The sequence below is a fragment of the Seohaeicola zhoushanensis genome, from assembly GCF_014656415.1.
Taxonomy (GTDB): Bacteria; Pseudomonadota; Alphaproteobacteria; order Rhodobacterales; family Rhodobacteraceae; genus Seohaeicola_A; species Seohaeicola_A zhoushanensis.
Genome location: NZ_BNCJ01000010.1, coordinates 52,040 through 66,879 on the forward strand (window position 1 = coordinate 52,040; position 14,840 = coordinate 66,879).

The window sequence follows — 14,840 nt, forward strand, 5'->3', positions numbered from 1 at the left end:
TCAGAACACTTCGAACAGGCCGGCCGCGCCCATGCCGCCGCCGACGCACATGGTGCAGACCACGTATTTCGCGCCGCGCCGCTTGCCCTCGATCAGCGCATGGCCCACCATCCGCGCGCCCGACATGCCATAGGGGTGGCCGATCGAGATGGCGCCGCCGTCGACGTTCAGCAATTCGTCAGGGATTCCAAGCTTGTCGCGGCTGTAGATCACCTGGCAGGCAAAGGCCTCGTTCAGCTCCCACAGGCCGATGTCGTCCATCTTCAGCCCATGCGCCTTCAGCAGCTTCGGCACCGCGAAGACCGGGCCAATGCCCATCTCGTCGGGCTCGCAGCCTGCGGCCATCACGCCGACATAGCGGCCCAGCGGCTCCAGCCCCTTCTTCTCGGCGAGCTTCGCCTCCATCACCACCGCGGCCGAGGCCCCGTCGGACAGCTGCGAGGCGTTCCCGGCGGTGATGTATTTGCCTTCCTTGATGACCTGGCCGTTCTTGAACACCGGCTGCAGCCCGGCCAGGCTCTCGGCGGTGGTGCCGGGGCGGTTGCCCTCGTCCTTGGACAGCGTCACCTCATGCTCGCTGATCGCGCCGCTGGCCTTGTCCTGCATCTGCATGGTGGTGGTCATCGCCACGATCTCGTCGTCGAACTTGCCGGCCTGTTGCGCCAGATGCGTTCGCTCCTGGCTGCGCGCCGAATAGGCGTCCTGCGCCTCGCGGCTGATTCCATAGCGTTCCGACACCGTCTCGGCGGTCTCCAGCATCGACATGTAGATTGCCAGCTTGTGCTGTTTCAGCCAGGGGTCCGCCGCCATCCGCATCTCGGGCGTCTGCACCAGCGAGATGCTCTCGACCCCGCCGCCCACGACCACGTCCATGCCGTCCATCACCACCTGCTTGGCAGCGGTGGCAATCGCCATCATCCCGCTCGCGCACTGCCGGTCAAGCGACATGCCCGCCACCGTCACCGGCAGCCCGGCCCGGATCGCGGCCTGGCGGGCGACGTTGCCGCCCTGGTGGCCCTGCTGGATCGCCGAGCCAAGGATGCAATCGGCGACCTCGCCGCCCTCGATCCCCGCCCGCGCCACGGCGTGCGAGATGGCATGCGCCGCCAGCGCCTGCGGCGTGGTGGCATTGAAGGCGCCGCGATAGGCCTTGCCAATCGGGGTACGGGCGGTCGATACGATAACTGCGTCGCGCATGGTCTTGTTTTCCTTCTGGAAACGGGCCTCAGCCCCAGTTCAGTTTTAAGCCGCGCGCTTCGGCGGCATTGCGGGCGTATTTCTGCGTCTGGGCAAAGGCCTGGGTAAGTTCCTCCTGCCCCTCGGGGTCCGAGATCCGGCCAAAGGCGGCCGCGACCCCCTCTGCCGTCAGTTCCTCGCCGGTCAGCGTCGCGCCCAGCGTCTCATAGACCTTCGTGACCGCAAAGGCGCCCGCCCCGGCCCCAAGGATCACCCGGCTCGGCGCATCCTCGGACACCAGGTACAGCAGCCCCGGCGTGATCGTCTCGGGCTGCAACAGCGCCAGCGCGTCCTCGGGCATCAGGCTCTCGGTCATCCGCGTGGCGGCGGTCGGCGCCAGCGTGTTCACCCGGATATTGTCCCGCGCGCCTTCCAGGTGCAGCACGTTCATCAGACCCATCATCGCCGCCTTGGCCGCGCCATAGTTCGCCTGCCCGAAGTTCCCGTACAGCCCCGAGGACGACGAGGTCAGCACGATCCGCCCGTATTGCTGTTCGCGCATCAGCGGCCAGCAGGCATGGGTCACCGTGGCGCTGCCGATCAGGTGCACGTCCACCACCTTGCGGAAATCGGCCATCGTCATCTTGCCGAAGGACTTGTCACGCAGGATGCCGGCGTTGTTCACCACGATGTCGACGCGGCCCCACGTGTCCCTGGCACGGGCGACCATGTCGGCCACCTGTTCCTCGTTCGAGACATCGGCGCCATGCGCCATCGCCTCGCCGCCCGCCGCGCGGATCTCCTCGACCACCCGCTCCGCCGCGCTCTCCGAGGCGCCCGAGCCGTCGACCGAGGCGCCCAGGTCGTTCACCACCACCTTCGCCCCGCGCGCGGCCAGACCCAGCGCATGGCTGCGCCCCAGGCCAGCACCGCCGCCGGTGACAATGGCGACACGGTTGTCGAAACGGATGCTCATACCTTCACTTCCTCTTGCAAGTCATTGATTCAGAAACCGCGCAGCCGAGCGACCTGTTCGGCGTGCCAGCCGTAATCGCCCAGCCATTCGGCCCCGACCCGCGCGCGCTTCATGTAGAAGCCCATGTCGAAGGCGTCGGTCATCCCGATCCCGCCATGCATCTGCACCCCCTCGATCACGGCCGCCTTGGCCGTCTCGGTTGCGCGCGCCTTGGCCAGCGATACCGCCAGAGTGGCGTTTTCCGGGTCCTCGTCAAGCTTGCGCCCGGCGTGCAGGATCGCCGAGGCCGTCACCTCGGTCTGGCACCACAGGTCCGCCGCCCGGTGCTGCAATGCCTGGAACTGGCCGATCAGCACCCCAAACTGCTTGCGCTCCTTCAGGTAGCCGACCGTCATGCCAAAGGCCCCGGCCGCCAGCCCAGACAGCTCTGCCGCCAGCGCCGCCTGCCCGGCCTCCAGCGCCGGGCGCAGCACGCGCATCGCGTCGTCGACCTGCCCCAGCACGTCCTCGCCGGTGGCCTCGACCGCGTCGAAGTCGATCCGCGCCGCATCGCGGCTGTCGATCATCGCGCGCCCCTCGCGGCTCACCCCGGCGCGGTCGGCGGGAATGTCGAATAGCGTCAGCCCCTCGCCGGTCCGCGCCAGCACCAGCAGCCGGTCGGCAAAGCCGCCGTCCACCACGAAGGTCTTGCGGCCCGTCAGGCGGAACCCGTTGCCCTCGCGCCGCGCCTCCATCCGGGTGGCCTCAGGCGCGAACTTCGGCCCCTCGTCGATCGCCAGCGCATAGGTCACCTCGCCCGAGGCGATCCCCGCCAGCGCATCCGCCGCCCGCCTGTCCGACACCTGCCGCAGCGCCGTCGCAGCAATCACCGCGCTCGACAGGAAAGGCGAGGCCACCAGCGTCTTGCCCATCTCGCCCGCCAACAGGCCCGCTGCCGCATGGCCCATGTCGGCCCCGCCGGCGCTCTCGGGCACCAGGATCCCGGCCCAGCCCATCTCGGCCATGGCCTTCCACAGCGCCGGATCATGCGTCCTGCCGGCATCGCGCAGCTCGCGCAGGTGCTTCACCGGGGCCGCATCGTCCAGAAAGGCGCGCGCCGAATCCGCGAGCATCCGCTCTTCTTCGTTCAGAACCAGTTTTGCCATCTGTGTTACCCCGGAAGTCCAAGCACGCGCCGCGAGACGATGCCCAGCATCACCTCCGACGTGCCGCCCTCGATGGAATTGGCCTTGGTGCGCAGCCAATCCGCCGGCCGCGTGCCATGCGGGCCGTCCCACTCCAGCGCCTCCGACCCGCCGGTCGCCATCATCAGCTCGTGCCGGTCCTTGTTCAGCTCGGTCCCGACGTATTTCAGCATGGCCGAGGCATCGCCCACGCCCTGCCCGCTTTCCGCCATGTCCTTGTAGCGTTCCAGCGTCAGCCCGATCGCCAGCGCGTCGACCTCGGCCTTGACCGCCGCCGCCCGGAGGCTGGCGTCGGTGATGCCGCCCATCTCCTCGCTCAGCACCGCACCCAGCGACCGCGCCCCGCTGCCGGTGGCCGAGATCATCGTGCGCTCATGCGTCAGCAGGTATTTCGCCACGTCCCAGCCACGGTTCACGGTGCCGACAACCGACGAGATACCCGGCGCATGTTCCTTCGGCACCTCGACATTGTCGAAGAACGTCTCGCAGAAGGGCGAGGCGCCGGAGATCAGCTTGATCGGCCGCGTGGTGACGCCCGGCGAGGTCATGTCCAGCAGCAGGAAGGTGATCCCGAGATGCTTCTTGGCCTCGCGGTCGGTGCGGACCAGCGCAAAGATCCAGTCGGCCTGATCGGCGTAAGAGGTCCAGATCTTCTGACCATTGACCAGCCAGTGATCGCCCTTGTCCTCGCAGCGGGTCTGCACGCTGGCCAGGTCGCTACCCGCGCCCGGCTCGGAATAGCCCTGGCACCAGCGGATCTCGCCCCGGCTGATGGGGGGAAGGAAATGCGCCTTCTGCTCGGGCGTGCCGAAATGCAGCAGCGCGGGGCCAAGCATCCAGATGCCGAAGCTCTGCAGCGGCCAGCGCGCATTGATGCGCGCCATTTCCTGGTGAAACACCTTCTCCTGCTCGCGGCTGTACCCCGCCCCGCCGTATTCCTTCGGCCAGGTCGGCACCGTCAGCCCGCGTGTGACGCAACGTTCCAGCCAGAGTTTCTGGTCTTCGCTCTCGAAAACCCAGCGCTTGCCGCCCCAGCAGATGCTATCCTCGGGTCCATTGGCGTCGCGCAGCGATTCCGGGCAGTTCGCCTCGAGCCATTCGCGCAGTTCCGCCCGAAATCCGGCGGGGTCTTCGGTCTCCGCAGCCATGTCTCCCCCCATGAACTTACTTTCCGCAGGGCAGAATTGCATTTCGATTTCCGATTGACAACTCCGTTTTGCGACGAACAGATTGGACCCGGTTCCACCGCCTGGCAGCGGCTCGACAACCTGGGAGAAAATACATGAAAGCCTTGCTCAGCACCGCCCCGGGCGGTCCCGAAACGCTGCAACTGACCGAGATGGAGACGCCAAGCCCCGGCAAGGGCCAGGTGCTGATCCGCGTGCATGCCACCGGGGTCAACTTCCCCGACACCCTGATGATCCGCGACCTCTACCAGTTCAAGCCGCAGCGCCCCTATGCCCCCGGCGGCGAGATCGCGGGCGAAGTGCAGGCCGTTGGCGAAGGCGTGAGCAACGTAAAGGTAGGCGACCGCGTGCTGGCGCTCACCGGCCACGGCGGCTTTGCCACCCATACGATCGCCGATGCCGCCCGCATCGTGCCGATCCCCGACGCGATGCCCTTCGAGGACGCGGCCTGCTTCATCTTCACCTATGGCACCTCGCACCACGCACTGAAGGACCGCGCGCACCTCAAGGCGGGCGAGTCGCTGCTGATCCTCGGCGCCGCCGGCGGTGTCGGCGCCGCGGCCATCGAACTCGGCAAGGCCGCCGGCGCCCGGGTCATCGCGGCGGTCTCCTCGCAGGACAAGGCGGATTTCTGCAAGGAAATCGGCGCGGACGATACCCTGATCTACCCCCGCGAACTCGACCGCGACGGGCAAAAGGCCTTCTCGGCCCAGATCAAGGAGATCGCCGGCCCCGAGGGCGTCAACGTCGTCTATGACGCGGTGGGCGGCAACTACGCCGAACCGGCAGTCCGCGCGCTCGCCTGGGAGGGCCGCTTCCTCGTGGTCGGTTTCCCCGCCGGAATCCCCTCGATCCCGCTCAACCTCACCCTGCTCAAGGGCTGCCAGATCGTCGGCGTCTTCTGGGGCGACTCCACCCGGCGCGATCCCAAGGGTCACGCGCAGAACGTCGCCGAACTCTTTGAAATGTACAAGAAAGGCCAGATCAAGCCGCGCATCTCCGCGCGCTTCCCGCTGGAGCGCGCGGCCGAGGCCCTGGTGATGATGCAGGACCGCAAGGTCCTGGGCAAGGTCGTGGTGACGATGGACTAAAGCAGGTGCGCGCAGTCGTTGAAGCTCTTGGCCCACATGGTCTCGCCCTGGATCACGATCCGGCTGATCGAGCCATTCTCGGCGCCGTTGAAGTGGAACGCCTGCGCCCCGCTCGCAATCGCCATCGCCGCGCCGATGACGCCGCCATGCACCACGACGGCCACCCGCTGGTCGGCATGACGCGCGGCGATGTTCAGCAGGCCGCGCCGCACCCGTTCATGCAGGATCGCGGTGGTCTCGGCATTGGGGATATGGCCCCATTCCTGTTCCTCCAGCGCCCGCTTGATCTCGGGCGCACCCTCGGCGGCCTTGATGCGATACGACCCGTCATCCCAGTCGCCCAGCCGCACCTCTCGCAGATCAGCCTCGACAACCGGCACCAGCCCCAGGTGCGCCGCCAGCGGCGCGGCGGTCTGATGCGTGCGCCGCAGCGTGGTGACATAGATCGCGGCAAGCGTCTCGCCCTTCAGCCGCTCGCCCACGCGCACGGCCTGCTCCTCGCCCTCGGGGTGCAGCGCCGGGTCGCCGTGCCCGTCGACCATCGGAAAGCTGACCCCCGGCCGCGCCGCCTCGGTGCGGCCATGCCGGATCAGCAGCAGATCGGCCGCGCCGGGCGGCGGGGCATATTTGGTCTGGTGGTATTCGCGACTCATGCAGTTGGGCCTTCCCTCGGTGATCTCGCCACCGGTCCTAGCGGGAATGCGCCTCGGATGACAACATCCCGCAGAGGCCCGCCCCATCACCCCGCGCCCGACCCGCTGAAAGGAACCCCATGACCAACCGCCAGATAACCATCGCCGAACTGCCCAAGGGCGCCCTGACCCCCGCCAACTTCGCCCTGCGCGAAACCGAGATGCCACAACCCGCCGAAGGCGAGGTGCTGCTGCGCACCATCCTGATGAGCATCGACGCCGCCAACCGCAGTTGGATGCAGGGCGCGACCTACCGCGACGCGGTCAACGCCGGCGATGCCATGCCCACCTATGCCCTCTGCGAGGTGGTCGAGAGCCGCAGCCCGCGTCTCGCCAAGGGTGATATCGTCGCCGTCGAGTCGACCTGGTCCGACTTCGTCACCCGCCCGGCGCACAAGTGCCAGAAGATGCCCGACGTGCGCCCGCTCTCGCACCTGATGTCGGTCTATGGCATCGCAGGCAAGACCGCCTTCCATGGCCTCATCAGCGTCGGACGCCCCGTGACCGGCGAAACCGTGCTGGTCTCGGCGGCCGCCGGCTCGGTCGGCAGTATCGTCGGCCAGATCGCCAAGGCGCTTGGCTGCCGCGTGGTCGGCATCGCCGGCGGCGCCGAGAAATGCGCCTGGGTGATCAGCGAACTCGGCTTCGACGCCTGTGTCGATTACCGCGAGCCGGGCCTCGGCAAGGCGCTGCGCGCCGCCTGCCCCGATGGCGTCGACGTCTATTTCGACAATGTCGGCGGCAGCGTGCTCGAAGCCGCGCTCTTCGCCATGAACACCCGTGGCCGCGTGGTCTGCTGCGGCGCCGTCAGCCAATACGACTCGACCGCCCCCACCGGCCCGCGCAACCTGCCCGGCCTCGTGGTGGTCAAGCGCCTGCGCATGGAGGGCTTCATCGTGATGGACTTCGCCCAGGACGACGCCAAGGCGCTCAAGGCGCTGCAAACCTGGGTCGCAAAGGGCCAGATCAAGGTCTTCGAGGATGTGGTCGAGGGGCTGGAAAACGCCCCCGCCGCGCTGATCGGCCTGCTGGCCGGCGAGAACCGGGGCAAGCGCATGGTGCGCGTCGGCCCCGACGCATGAGACAAACAGGAAGCGAGGAACACATGGCCGCCATAGATAACGCACTGGCCGACCTTCAGGCCGCCATCGGCACCGAAGTCGGCGTCGCGAACTGGATCACGGTCGACCAGAAGATGATCGACACCTTTGCCGAGGTGACCCACGACGATCAATGGATCCACGTCGACCCCGAACGCGCCGCCCGGGAAACGCCCTTCGGCGGCACCATCGCGCATGGCTTCCTCACCCTCTCGCTCGCCAGCCGTTTTGCCTATGACTGCTTCCCGGTGCTTCCGGGCCAGGTCATGGGCATCAACTACGGTTTCAACAAATTGCGCTTTCTTTCTCCGGTGAAAGCCGGTGCGCGGGTGCGCGGCCGTTTCGTCCTCCAGGAGGTGACAAAGCGCAATGCGACCGACCTTTTGCGAACCAACGTCATGACAATTGAAATCGAAGGCCAGGAAACCCCAGCCCTGGTTGCTGAATGGCTGGGCCTCGCGGTCTTCGAGAAGGGCTGAATCTCCCGTCAAACACATGCATTTTCTGGACAAAACGCGTGTCGCCGGCTAGACCTTGGCGACACTCGGAGATTTGTTCATGCCCGCTACCTGCCTTGCAAGTCGCATCGCATCGGATGCCATCACGTCTGAGGTTCGAAAACGGAAAGGCTCACCGTGATGAGCCTGCGAAATTATCTTCAATTCCTTGCCAATGCGCCGACGCTTGAAGACCTCTGGTCGGCACATACCCAGAAGATGGCCGAATACGGATTCGACCGGCTGATCTACGGCTTCACCCGGTTCCGCACCCAGAATTCCCTCGGCGATCCCGAGGATTTCATCATCCTCTCCAACCACACCCCGGAATACGTCGATACCTTTGTTCACGGGGGGCTTTATGCCCATGCGCCGATGCTCCGCTGGGCGCTCGAGAACGAGGGCGCCGGCAGCTGGCGGCAGATCGCCCAGCGGTTCGACCGTGGCAACCTCAGCCCCGAAGAGCTCAAGGTGATCGAGTTCAACCTGCGCATGAAGGTCTCCGCCGGCTATACCATCAGCTTCAAGTCGGTCTCGGCCCGCGCCAAGGGCGCGATCTCCCTCGCGGCGCGCGACGGAATGCTCCAGGACGAGGTGGACGCGGTCTGGGAGGAACACGGGCGCGACATCCACCTGATGAACAACATCGCACACCTCAAGATCCTCACCCTGCCCTATTCGCCCCCGAACCGGGGCCTCACCCGTCGCCAGCGCGAGGCGCTGGAGTGGGTCGGCGACGGCAAGACGACGCAGGACATCGCGATTCTCATGGGGCTGACCGCTGCGACGGTCGAAAAGCACCTTCGACTCGCGCGCGAATCGCTTTCGGTCGAAACCACGGCGCAAGCAGTGCTGAAGGCGGCCCTGCACAACCAGATGTTCGTCCTCGAAGCCTGACCGACCTGAAAAAAATGGAATTCTTTGCGTAATTTTACTTCGAGTTACGTTGGGTAAGGAATCCATTACTTTCGTCTGGGCGGAATCCAGCGCAATCTGAATATGTTCCGTGAGTGGTGGCTTTGGCCTTGGGACACCGGGAAAAGAACCTTGATATTGCAGGGCTCTCTGACCTGTCCGGCCCGAACGCGTATTGATCCGCGCCAGGGCCGGAACCAATAAGCGGACCTGATCCATCCCCAATAGATACAGGCCGTTCCTTAACCGGAGCCGGGCGTCCCGCCCCGGCTCCGGCCCTTCCCCGCGGATGTTCATATGATCTCGGCACCCGGTTTCGGGCATGGACGGCGACCGTAATCCGCACCAACTCGCGATTTCCACTTTGCGGATCGCGCGCTCCAAGGCACCCTCATTGCGTCAACCGTGAGGAGACCTGCCATGAGCGACGTGGACGTGGTTGTCATCGGGGCAGGCGCCGCCGGCCTCGGCGCGGCAAGGCAATTGATGGCCGCCGGCAGGACCTTCAAGGTCGTCGAGGCGATGAACCGCATCGGCGGCCGCGCCTGGACCACCTCCACAGACTTTGGCGTGCCCTTCGACATCGGCTGCGCCTGGCTCCACGCCGCCGACCGCAACCCCTTCTACCCCGAGGCCCAGGCCGCCGGCTGGACCCTGTTCCACCACGACATGGGCCTCGACCACCTCTACTATGGCGACCGCAAGGCCGATGCCGCCGACCTTGCCGCCATCTCGGCCGCCGACGCCGAGTTGCAACGCCTGATCGAAGCCCATGACGGCGCCAACGACCGCCTCTCCTCGCTGCTCGCCAAGGGCCACGCCCTGCGCGCCGCCGCCACCTTCTCTGGCCCCATGGACTTCGGCCAGGACGATGACGAGATCTCCATCGCCGACTTCCGCGCCGCCGCCGACCTCGACCCCAACTACTTCACCAAGGAGGGCTTCGGCGCTCTGGTCGCCCGCTTCGGCGCCGACGTCCCGGTCGAGCTCGCCACCCTGGTGCGCGAAATCGACTGGTCCGGCTCCGGCGTCGCCGTCGAAACCACACGCGGCACCCTCCGCGCCCGCGCCGCCATCGTCACCGTCTCCACCGGAGTGCTGGCCTTCGAGGACATCCGCTTCCGCCCGCATCTCCCCGAGGCCCATACCGAGGCGATCTTCGACCTCCCCATGGGCCTGCTCACCAAGATCCCGGTCGAGATCCGCGGCGACCGCCTCGGCCTCTCCCCCTTCGACGACCTGCTGATCGAGCGCCACGCCCGCCACGACGTCTTCTTCCTCTGCTTCCCGTTCGACCTCGACCTGATGGTCGGCTTCGTCGGCGGCGACTTCGCCTGGGAGATCGAGGCCGCCGGCCAGGATGCCGCCGTCGACTTCGTCACCGACCGCCTCGTCGACGTTTTCGGCAGCAACCTGCGCCCCCGCATCGGCCGCTCGCTGATGACCAACTGGGGCGGCGAACGCCTCACCCGCGGCGCCTATGCCGCCGCCCGCCCCGGCAAGGCCGCCGCGCGCCAGACCCTCGCCCAGCCGGTGGGCGACCGCATCTGGTTCGCCGGCGAGGCCCTGGCCGGCCCGCTGATCCAGACCGCCGGCGGGGCCCGCCTCTCGGGCGAGGCCGCCGCGCGCGAGGTCATCGCCCAACTCGGCTGAGCCAAAAGAAAAGGGGCGCAGCCCAACGGCCACGCCCCTCGTCCCTCGTTATGTCGGGCGATCAGCCCTTGGCAGCCTTGGCAACCTCGGCGGCAAAGTCTTCCTTCACCACTTCGATGCCCTCGCCAACCTCGAACCGGACGAAACCGGTGATGGTGGCGCCGTTCTGGGCGGCAGCCTGGCCGACGGTCTGCTTGTCGGCCGAAACGACGAACTGCTGGTCCAGCAGCGAAACGTCGGCGACGAACTTCTTCATCCGGCCGGGGATGATGTTGTTGTGGATCACCTGCTCCGGCTTCGGCTTGTCCGAGGCGGCGTTCTCTTCCAGCGCCTTGGCGGTCTGGATTTCCAGCTCTTTCGCCATGATCGCCGGGTCGAGTTCCGACTCGTTCAGGGCCTGCGGGCGCGGGTCGGCAGCGGCGATGTGCATCGCAACCTGACGGCCGAAATCTTCCGAACCACCGTCCATGGCAACCAGGACGCCGATCTTGCCCATGCCGGGCGCAACCGAGTTGTGGACATACGAGAAGACGTTGCCGCCGGTCAGCTTCGCCATGCGGCGCAGGGTCATGTTCTCGCCGATGGTCGCGATCGCCTCGGTGACGGTTTCCTCGACGGTCTTGCCGTTCACGGATGCCGCCTTCAGCGCGTCCAGGTCATCCACGTTGACGGCGGCAGCGGCAATCGCGCCAACCATCTTCTGGAAGTCCTCGTTCTTGCCGACGAAGTCGGTTTCCGAGTTCAGCTCGATCGCAACGCCCTTGCCACCTTCAACGACGACGGCCACCAGGCCCTCGGCGGCGGTGCGGCCGGCTTTCTTGGCGGCCTTGGCAAGGCCCTTGGTGCGCAGCCAGTCAACGGCGGCTTCCATGTCGCCGTCGCTTTCGGTCAGCGCCTTCTTGACGTCCATCATGCCTGCGCCGGTCGCTTCGCGCAGTTCCTTGATCATGGATGCAGTGACTGCCATGTCTGGCTCTCCTCAAATCTTGCGGGTCTGGGGCAGGTCTACCCTGCCCCATGTGTCAGTCTGGTGACGCAAAGCCGATCAGGCTTCGGCGCCTTCCTCGGTCTCTTCGAGGGCATCCTCGGTCGGGGCGACTTCCATCGCGCCGATGTCGACACCTGCGGCACCGAGCTGTGCGCTCATGCCGTCGAGGGCCGCGCGGGCTGCGAGGTCGCAATAGAGGGCGATGGCGCGGGCCGCGTCATCGTTGCCGGGGATGATGTAGTCGATGCCATCGGGCGAGCAGTTGGTGTCGACAACGGCGACAACCGGGATGCCCAGCTTGTTGGCTTCCGAGATCGCCAGCTGTTCTTTCTTCACGTCGATGACGAACAGAAGGTCGGGCACGCCACCCATTTCGCGGATACCGCCGAGCGAAGCCTGCAGCTTGGCCTGGTCGCGTTCCATGCCCAGGCGTTCCTTCTTGGTCAGCCCTTCGAAACCGGCTTCCATCTGCTCGTCGATCGACTTCAGACGGCTGATCGACTGGGAAACGGTTTTCCAGTTGGTCAGCGAGCCACCGAGCCAGCGGTGGTTCATGTAATATTGTGCCGACTTCTCGGCGGCATCTGCGATCGGCTTCTGGGCCTGGCGCTTCGTGCCGACAAAGAGGACGCGGCCGCCACGGGCGACGGTGTCACGGATGACCTTCAGCGCCTGGTCCAGCATCGGGACAGTCTGGGTCAGGTCCATGATGTGGATGCCGTTGCGGTCACCGTAGATATACGGCGCCATGCGCGGGTTCCAGCGCTGGGTCTGGTGGCCGAAGTGAACGCCTGCTTCCAGCAGCTGGCGCATGGTGAACTCGGGAAGAGCCATGCTCAATTTCCTTTCCGGTTTGGCCTCGGCGGGGACTGTCATCTTCATGACAACCGGCGGACTGTTGGGGATGTCTCCCCCAATAGCCCAAACCCCGCCTGCGGGTTTTAGGTGGCGCGCGTATAGGCGAAGGCTGAAGCGGGCGCAAGAGGTGTTTGACAACTTGCCCCGGCCGATGCAACCCTGGACCGAACGGTCTAGAGGAGATGCCGATGGCGCGGCCCAAGTTGCAGTTCTGGTTCGAGTTCGCCTCGACCTATTCCTACCTCTCGGTGATGCGCATCGACACTCTGGCCGCCGATGCCGGGGTCGAGGTGGAATGGCACCCCTTCTGGCTCGGCCCGATCTTCAAGGCGCAGGGCTGGGACAGCTCGCCCTTTAACCTCTACCCGGTCAAGGGCGCCTATATGTGGCGCGACATGGAACGGCTCTGCGCCGCGCGCGGCCTGCCGTTCAAACGCCCCGATCCCTTCCCGCAGAACTCGGTGCTGGCGGCGCGCACCGCGCTGCTGGCGCTCAAGCACCCCGAGGGTCCGGCCTTCTGCCGCGCCGTCTATGCCGGCGAGTTCGGCGAAGGCCGGAGCATCGACGACCCGACTTTCCTGGGCCAGCTCCTCTCGAGCTGCGGTCTGCCCTCCGCGCTGGTCGAAGAGGCCAACAGCGACGCCGGCAAGCAGGGCCTGCGCGACAGCGTTGCCGAGGCCATGCGCCTCGGCATCTTCGGAGCGCCGTCCTTCATCTTCGAGGGAGAGCTTTTCTGGGGGGACGACCGGCTCGAAATGACCTTGACGCGGGCTGCGGCCTAAGTCTCTGGCGCGCAGGCGTCCCGGAAAGTTGTTAGCGCTAGAGGTAATACTATCATAGGCTTGACCCTATGTCCTAGCTAGGACATTTGGATTCAGCCCCCTTCGGCTGCCCCTAGACCGCACTTTTCATGGCAATCCCGGATCACCCGCTCGACATGCGCGGCCAGCGCCTTTCGGTCGTGAAAATCGCTGACCCGGACCGGCGCGTGATAGACCAGTTCCACCCGCCCCTGCCGCCGCCGACCCAGCACCTTCACCAGGTGCGACCCGAAATCCATGTCGCCCCACCACCCATAGAAATCCGCGCGCGCCCCCTCCGGCGCGTGATAGAGCAGCGTCACCGGCTGGATCGCCATGTGGGGCCGCAGATCATGCGAGAAGAAGGCCGCGAAGAGCGTGGTCTTGAACGGCAGCACGGTCAGCCCGTCGGTCGAGGTCCCCTCGGGAAAGAACAGCAGCTTGTGCCCGGCCAGCAGCCGCCCCTCGAAGACCTCCTTGTGCTCCCGCGCCCGCTTCGGATCCCGCTCGATGAACACCGTCCCCGTCGCCCGCGCCAGCCAGCCGATGCCGGGCCAGCCCGCGACCTCGGCCTTGGACACGAAATAGATCCGCTTGCGCGCATTCAGCGCGAAGATGTCCAGCCACGAGACATGGTTCGACACCACCGCCCCCCGCCCCCGCATCAGCTCGCCCCGGCTGGTGAAGGCGATCCCCATCACCCGGAAGGCGTTGCGGCAGACGAATTGCGTGATGAAGGGCGTCACCGGCCGCCGCAGCCCGAACAACGGCCGCTCGACCAACCGCACGAGCAGCAGCAGCGCCAGGCAGCCGAAGACCAGCACCGCAAGCACGACGCCCCGCCCCAGCGCCAGCGCCCAGCCCATCGGCGTCAGCCGCAGCGGCTCGGGCGCCAGCTCCTTGGTCCAGGCCCCGCTCATGCGCCCCCGGCGTAGATCCGGCGCTGCTTCTCGTTCATCCGCGCGGTGTCGAGGATCAGGCAGATATCGGTGGTGTTGAAGTCGTGGTCGACAAAGGCACCGTCGCCGACGAAGCCGCCGAGCCGCAGGTAAGCCTTGATCAACGCCGGCGTCGCCACCACCGCGCGCTTGCGATCGATCCTTTCGGGTGGCACCAGGTCCATCCGCTGGAAGACGCGCGACCGCACCCGCAGTTCGGGCGGCGCGAGGTGGCTGGCATGGAGGTGCGACAGAGGTTCGGCCAGTTCGTCCACGTCGGTCCCATGAAACGAGGCGACGCCGAACAAGATCTCGATCTCCTGCTCGGCCACATACGCCGCCACCGCGTTCCAGAGGTGATACATCGCCAGCCCGCCGCGATAGTCGCGATGCAGGCAGGACCGGCCCAGCTCCAGCAGCTTGCGCCCGCTTTGGAGCAGCGGCGACAGGTCGTATTCGTTTTCCGAATAGAACCGCCCGGCGGCGCGGGCATGGTCCTCGGTCATCAGCCGGTAGACGCCGACGACCTCGCCCCGGCTCTCGTCGCGCAGTAGCAGGTGTGCGGCATGAGCGTCGAAGCCATCGCTCTCGAGGCCAAGGGTGTGATCGACGCCTTCTCCGCCGCCCCCCAGCTCGCGCACGAAGACCTCGTAGCGCAGCGCCTGCGCGGCGCGCAGGTCTTCGGCGGTTTCGGCGATCCTGACGGTGAAGACGGGCCCGGCGTCCGGCATCTGGCTGCGTTTCCGGCTCTCTGCTTGCGGTTGCAGGGACTTACCGCAGCCGAG

At 66.5% G+C, this 14,840-nt stretch carries 15 protein-coding genes; 6 read left to right on the forward strand and 9 right to left on the reverse strand.

The features are described from left to right. The 4 genes from IE266_RS16230 to IE266_RS16245 are packed head-to-tail and all read right to left on the reverse strand — an operon-like array spanning nt 1 to nt 4,484. Nucleotides 1-1,197 carry an acetyl-CoA C-acyltransferase gene (locus IE266_RS16230; RefSeq protein ID WP_189681160.1) on the reverse strand — a complete coding sequence of 399 codons (1,197 nt, stop codon included), beginning with the start codon at nt 1,195-1,197 and terminating at the stop codon, nt 1-3. A gap of 28 nt (nt 1,198-1,225) precedes the next feature. Beyond that, complete coding sequence (locus IE266_RS16235; protein WP_189681161.1) at nt 1,226-2,152, reverse strand: SDR family NAD(P)-dependent oxidoreductase; 927 nt, start codon at nt 2,150-2,152, stop codon at nt 1,226-1,228. A gap of 29 nt (nt 2,153-2,181) precedes the next feature. Further along, nucleotides 2,182-3,297, reverse strand: coding sequence for an acyl-CoA dehydrogenase family protein (locus IE266_RS16240; protein WP_189681162.1), 1,116 nt, complete (start codon nt 3,295-3,297; stop codon nt 2,182-2,184). 5 nt (nt 3,298-3,302) lie between these two features. After that, a complete protein-coding gene (locus IE266_RS16245) occupies nt 3,303-4,484 on the reverse strand; it encodes an acyl-CoA dehydrogenase family protein (protein ID WP_189681163.1) in 1,182 nt (393 codons plus the stop codon). 134 nt (nt 4,485-4,618) lie between these two features. On the opposite strand from IE266_RS16245, the gene IE266_RS16250 reads away from it, so the two are divergent. After that, nucleotides 4,619-5,614 (forward strand): NADPH:quinone oxidoreductase family protein, encoded by a 996-nt coding sequence (locus IE266_RS16250; RefSeq protein WP_189681164.1) that lies wholly within the window; start codon nt 4,619-4,621, stop codon nt 5,612-5,614. Here IE266_RS16250 and IE266_RS16255 read toward each other — a convergent pair. After that, nucleotides 5,611-6,267 carry a histidine phosphatase family protein gene (locus tag IE266_RS16255; RefSeq protein ID WP_189681165.1) on the reverse strand — a complete coding sequence of 219 codons (657 nt, stop codon included), beginning with the start codon at nt 6,265-6,267 and terminating at the stop codon, nt 5,611-5,613. The genes IE266_RS16250 and IE266_RS16255 overlap by 4 nt on opposite strands. Before the next feature lie 119 nt (nt 6,268-6,386). Between IE266_RS16255 and IE266_RS16260 the strand changes: the two genes are divergently transcribed. From IE266_RS16260 to IE266_RS16275, 4 genes are all read left to right on the forward strand, one after another. After that, on the forward strand, nt 6,387-7,388 hold the full coding sequence (locus tag IE266_RS16260; RefSeq protein WP_189681166.1) for an NADP-dependent oxidoreductase: 1,002 nt from the start codon (nt 6,387-6,389) through the stop codon (nt 7,386-7,388). Nucleotides 7,389-7,411: 23 nt separating this feature from the next. Further along, on the forward strand, nt 7,412-7,885 hold the full coding sequence (locus IE266_RS16265) for a MaoC family dehydratase (RefSeq protein ID WP_189681167.1): 474 nt from the start codon (nt 7,412-7,414) through the stop codon (nt 7,883-7,885). 159 nt (nt 7,886-8,044) lie between these two features. After that, a complete protein-coding gene (locus IE266_RS16270; protein ID WP_189681168.1) occupies nt 8,045-8,800 on the forward strand; it encodes a LuxR family transcriptional regulator in 756 nt (251 codons plus the stop codon). 438 nt (nt 8,801-9,238) lie between these two features. Then, nucleotides 9,239-10,471, forward strand: a complete 1,233-nt coding sequence (locus IE266_RS16275) for a flavin monoamine oxidase family protein (protein WP_189681169.1) — start codon at nt 9,239-9,241, stop codon at nt 10,469-10,471. A gap of 61 nt (nt 10,472-10,532) precedes the next feature. Here IE266_RS16275 and tsf read toward each other — a convergent pair whose 3' ends face one another. Together tsf and rpsB are read right to left on the reverse strand one after the other, a co-directional pair. Continuing rightward, entirely contained in the window at nt 10,533-11,438 is a 906-nt protein-coding gene (gene tsf, locus IE266_RS16280) for a translation elongation factor Ts (RefSeq protein ID WP_189681170.1), read from the reverse strand. 78 nt (nt 11,439-11,516) lie between these two features. Then, nucleotides 11,517-12,293 carry a 30S ribosomal protein S2 gene (rpsB, locus tag IE266_RS16285; RefSeq protein WP_189681171.1) on the reverse strand — a complete coding sequence of 259 codons (777 nt, stop codon included), beginning with the start codon at nt 12,291-12,293 and terminating at the stop codon, nt 11,517-11,519. 212 nt (nt 12,294-12,505) lie between these two features. Here rpsB and IE266_RS16290 point away from each other — a divergent pair, with 212 nt between their 5' ends. After that, nucleotides 12,506-13,099 carry a 2-hydroxychromene-2-carboxylate isomerase gene (locus tag IE266_RS16290; RefSeq protein ID WP_189681172.1) on the forward strand — a complete coding sequence of 198 codons (594 nt, stop codon included), beginning with the start codon at nt 12,506-12,508 and terminating at the stop codon, nt 13,097-13,099. Nucleotides 13,100-13,191: 92 nt separating this feature from the next. On the opposite strand, the gene olsA is transcribed toward IE266_RS16290, so the two are convergent. Both olsA and olsB read right to left on the reverse strand, forming a co-directional pair. After that, nucleotides 13,192-14,037, reverse strand: a complete 846-nt coding sequence (gene olsA / locus IE266_RS16295; protein WP_189681173.1) for a lyso-ornithine lipid O-acyltransferase — start codon at nt 14,035-14,037, stop codon at nt 13,192-13,194. Further along, nucleotides 14,034-14,786 carry an L-ornithine N(alpha)-acyltransferase gene (gene olsB, locus IE266_RS16300; protein WP_189681174.1) on the reverse strand — a complete coding sequence of 251 codons (753 nt, stop codon included), beginning with the start codon at nt 14,784-14,786 and terminating at the stop codon, nt 14,034-14,036. Before olsB ends, olsA begins: the two co-directional genes overlap by 4 nt. Nucleotides 14,787-14,840: the final 54 nt, after the last annotated feature.

Excerpts from the sequence above, each read along its gene's own strand:
- IE266_RS16230 (WP_189681160.1), bottom strand. The coding sequence starts at position 1,197 with ATGCGCGACGCAGTTATCGTATCGACCGCCCGTACCCCGATTGGCAAG.
- IE266_RS16235 (WP_189681161.1), bottom strand. The coding sequence starts at position 2,152 with ATGAGCATCCGTTTCGACAACCGTGTCGCCATTGTCACCGGCGGCGGT.
- IE266_RS16240 (WP_189681162.1), bottom strand. The coding sequence starts at position 3,297 with ATGGCAAAACTGGTTCTGAACGAAGAAGAGCGGATGCTCGCGGATTCG.
- IE266_RS16245 (WP_189681163.1), bottom strand. The coding sequence starts at position 4,484 with ATGGCTGCGGAGACCGAAGACCCCGCCGGATTTCGGGCGGAACTGCGC.
- IE266_RS16250 (WP_189681164.1), top strand. The coding sequence starts at position 4,619 with ATGAAAGCCTTGCTCAGCACCGCCCCGGGCGGTCCCGAAACGCTGCAA.
- IE266_RS16255 (WP_189681165.1), bottom strand. The coding sequence starts at position 6,267 with ATGAGTCGCGAATACCACCAGACCAAATATGCCCCGCCGCCCGGCGCG.
- IE266_RS16260 (WP_189681166.1), top strand. The coding sequence starts at position 6,387 with ATGACCAACCGCCAGATAACCATCGCCGAACTGCCCAAGGGCGCCCTG.
- IE266_RS16265 (WP_189681167.1), top strand. The coding sequence starts at position 7,412 with ATGGCCGCCATAGATAACGCACTGGCCGACCTTCAGGCCGCCATCGGC.
- IE266_RS16270 (WP_189681168.1), top strand. The coding sequence starts at position 8,045 with ATGAGCCTGCGAAATTATCTTCAATTCCTTGCCAATGCGCCGACGCTT.
- IE266_RS16275 (WP_189681169.1), top strand. The coding sequence starts at position 9,239 with ATGAGCGACGTGGACGTGGTTGTCATCGGGGCAGGCGCCGCCGGCCTC.
- tsf (WP_189681170.1), bottom strand. The coding sequence starts at position 11,438 with ATGGCAGTCACTGCATCCATGATCAAGGAACTGCGCGAAGCGACCGGC.
- rpsB (WP_189681171.1), bottom strand. The coding sequence starts at position 12,293 with ATGGCTCTTCCCGAGTTCACCATGCGCCAGCTGCTGGAAGCAGGCGTT.
- IE266_RS16290 (WP_189681172.1), top strand. The coding sequence starts at position 12,506 with ATGGCGCGGCCCAAGTTGCAGTTCTGGTTCGAGTTCGCCTCGACCTAT.
- olsA (WP_189681173.1), bottom strand. The coding sequence starts at position 14,037 with ATGAGCGGGGCCTGGACCAAGGAGCTGGCGCCCGAGCCGCTGCGGCTG.
- olsB (WP_189681174.1), bottom strand. The coding sequence starts at position 14,786 with ATGCCGGACGCCGGGCCCGTCTTCACCGTCAGGATCGCCGAAACCGCC.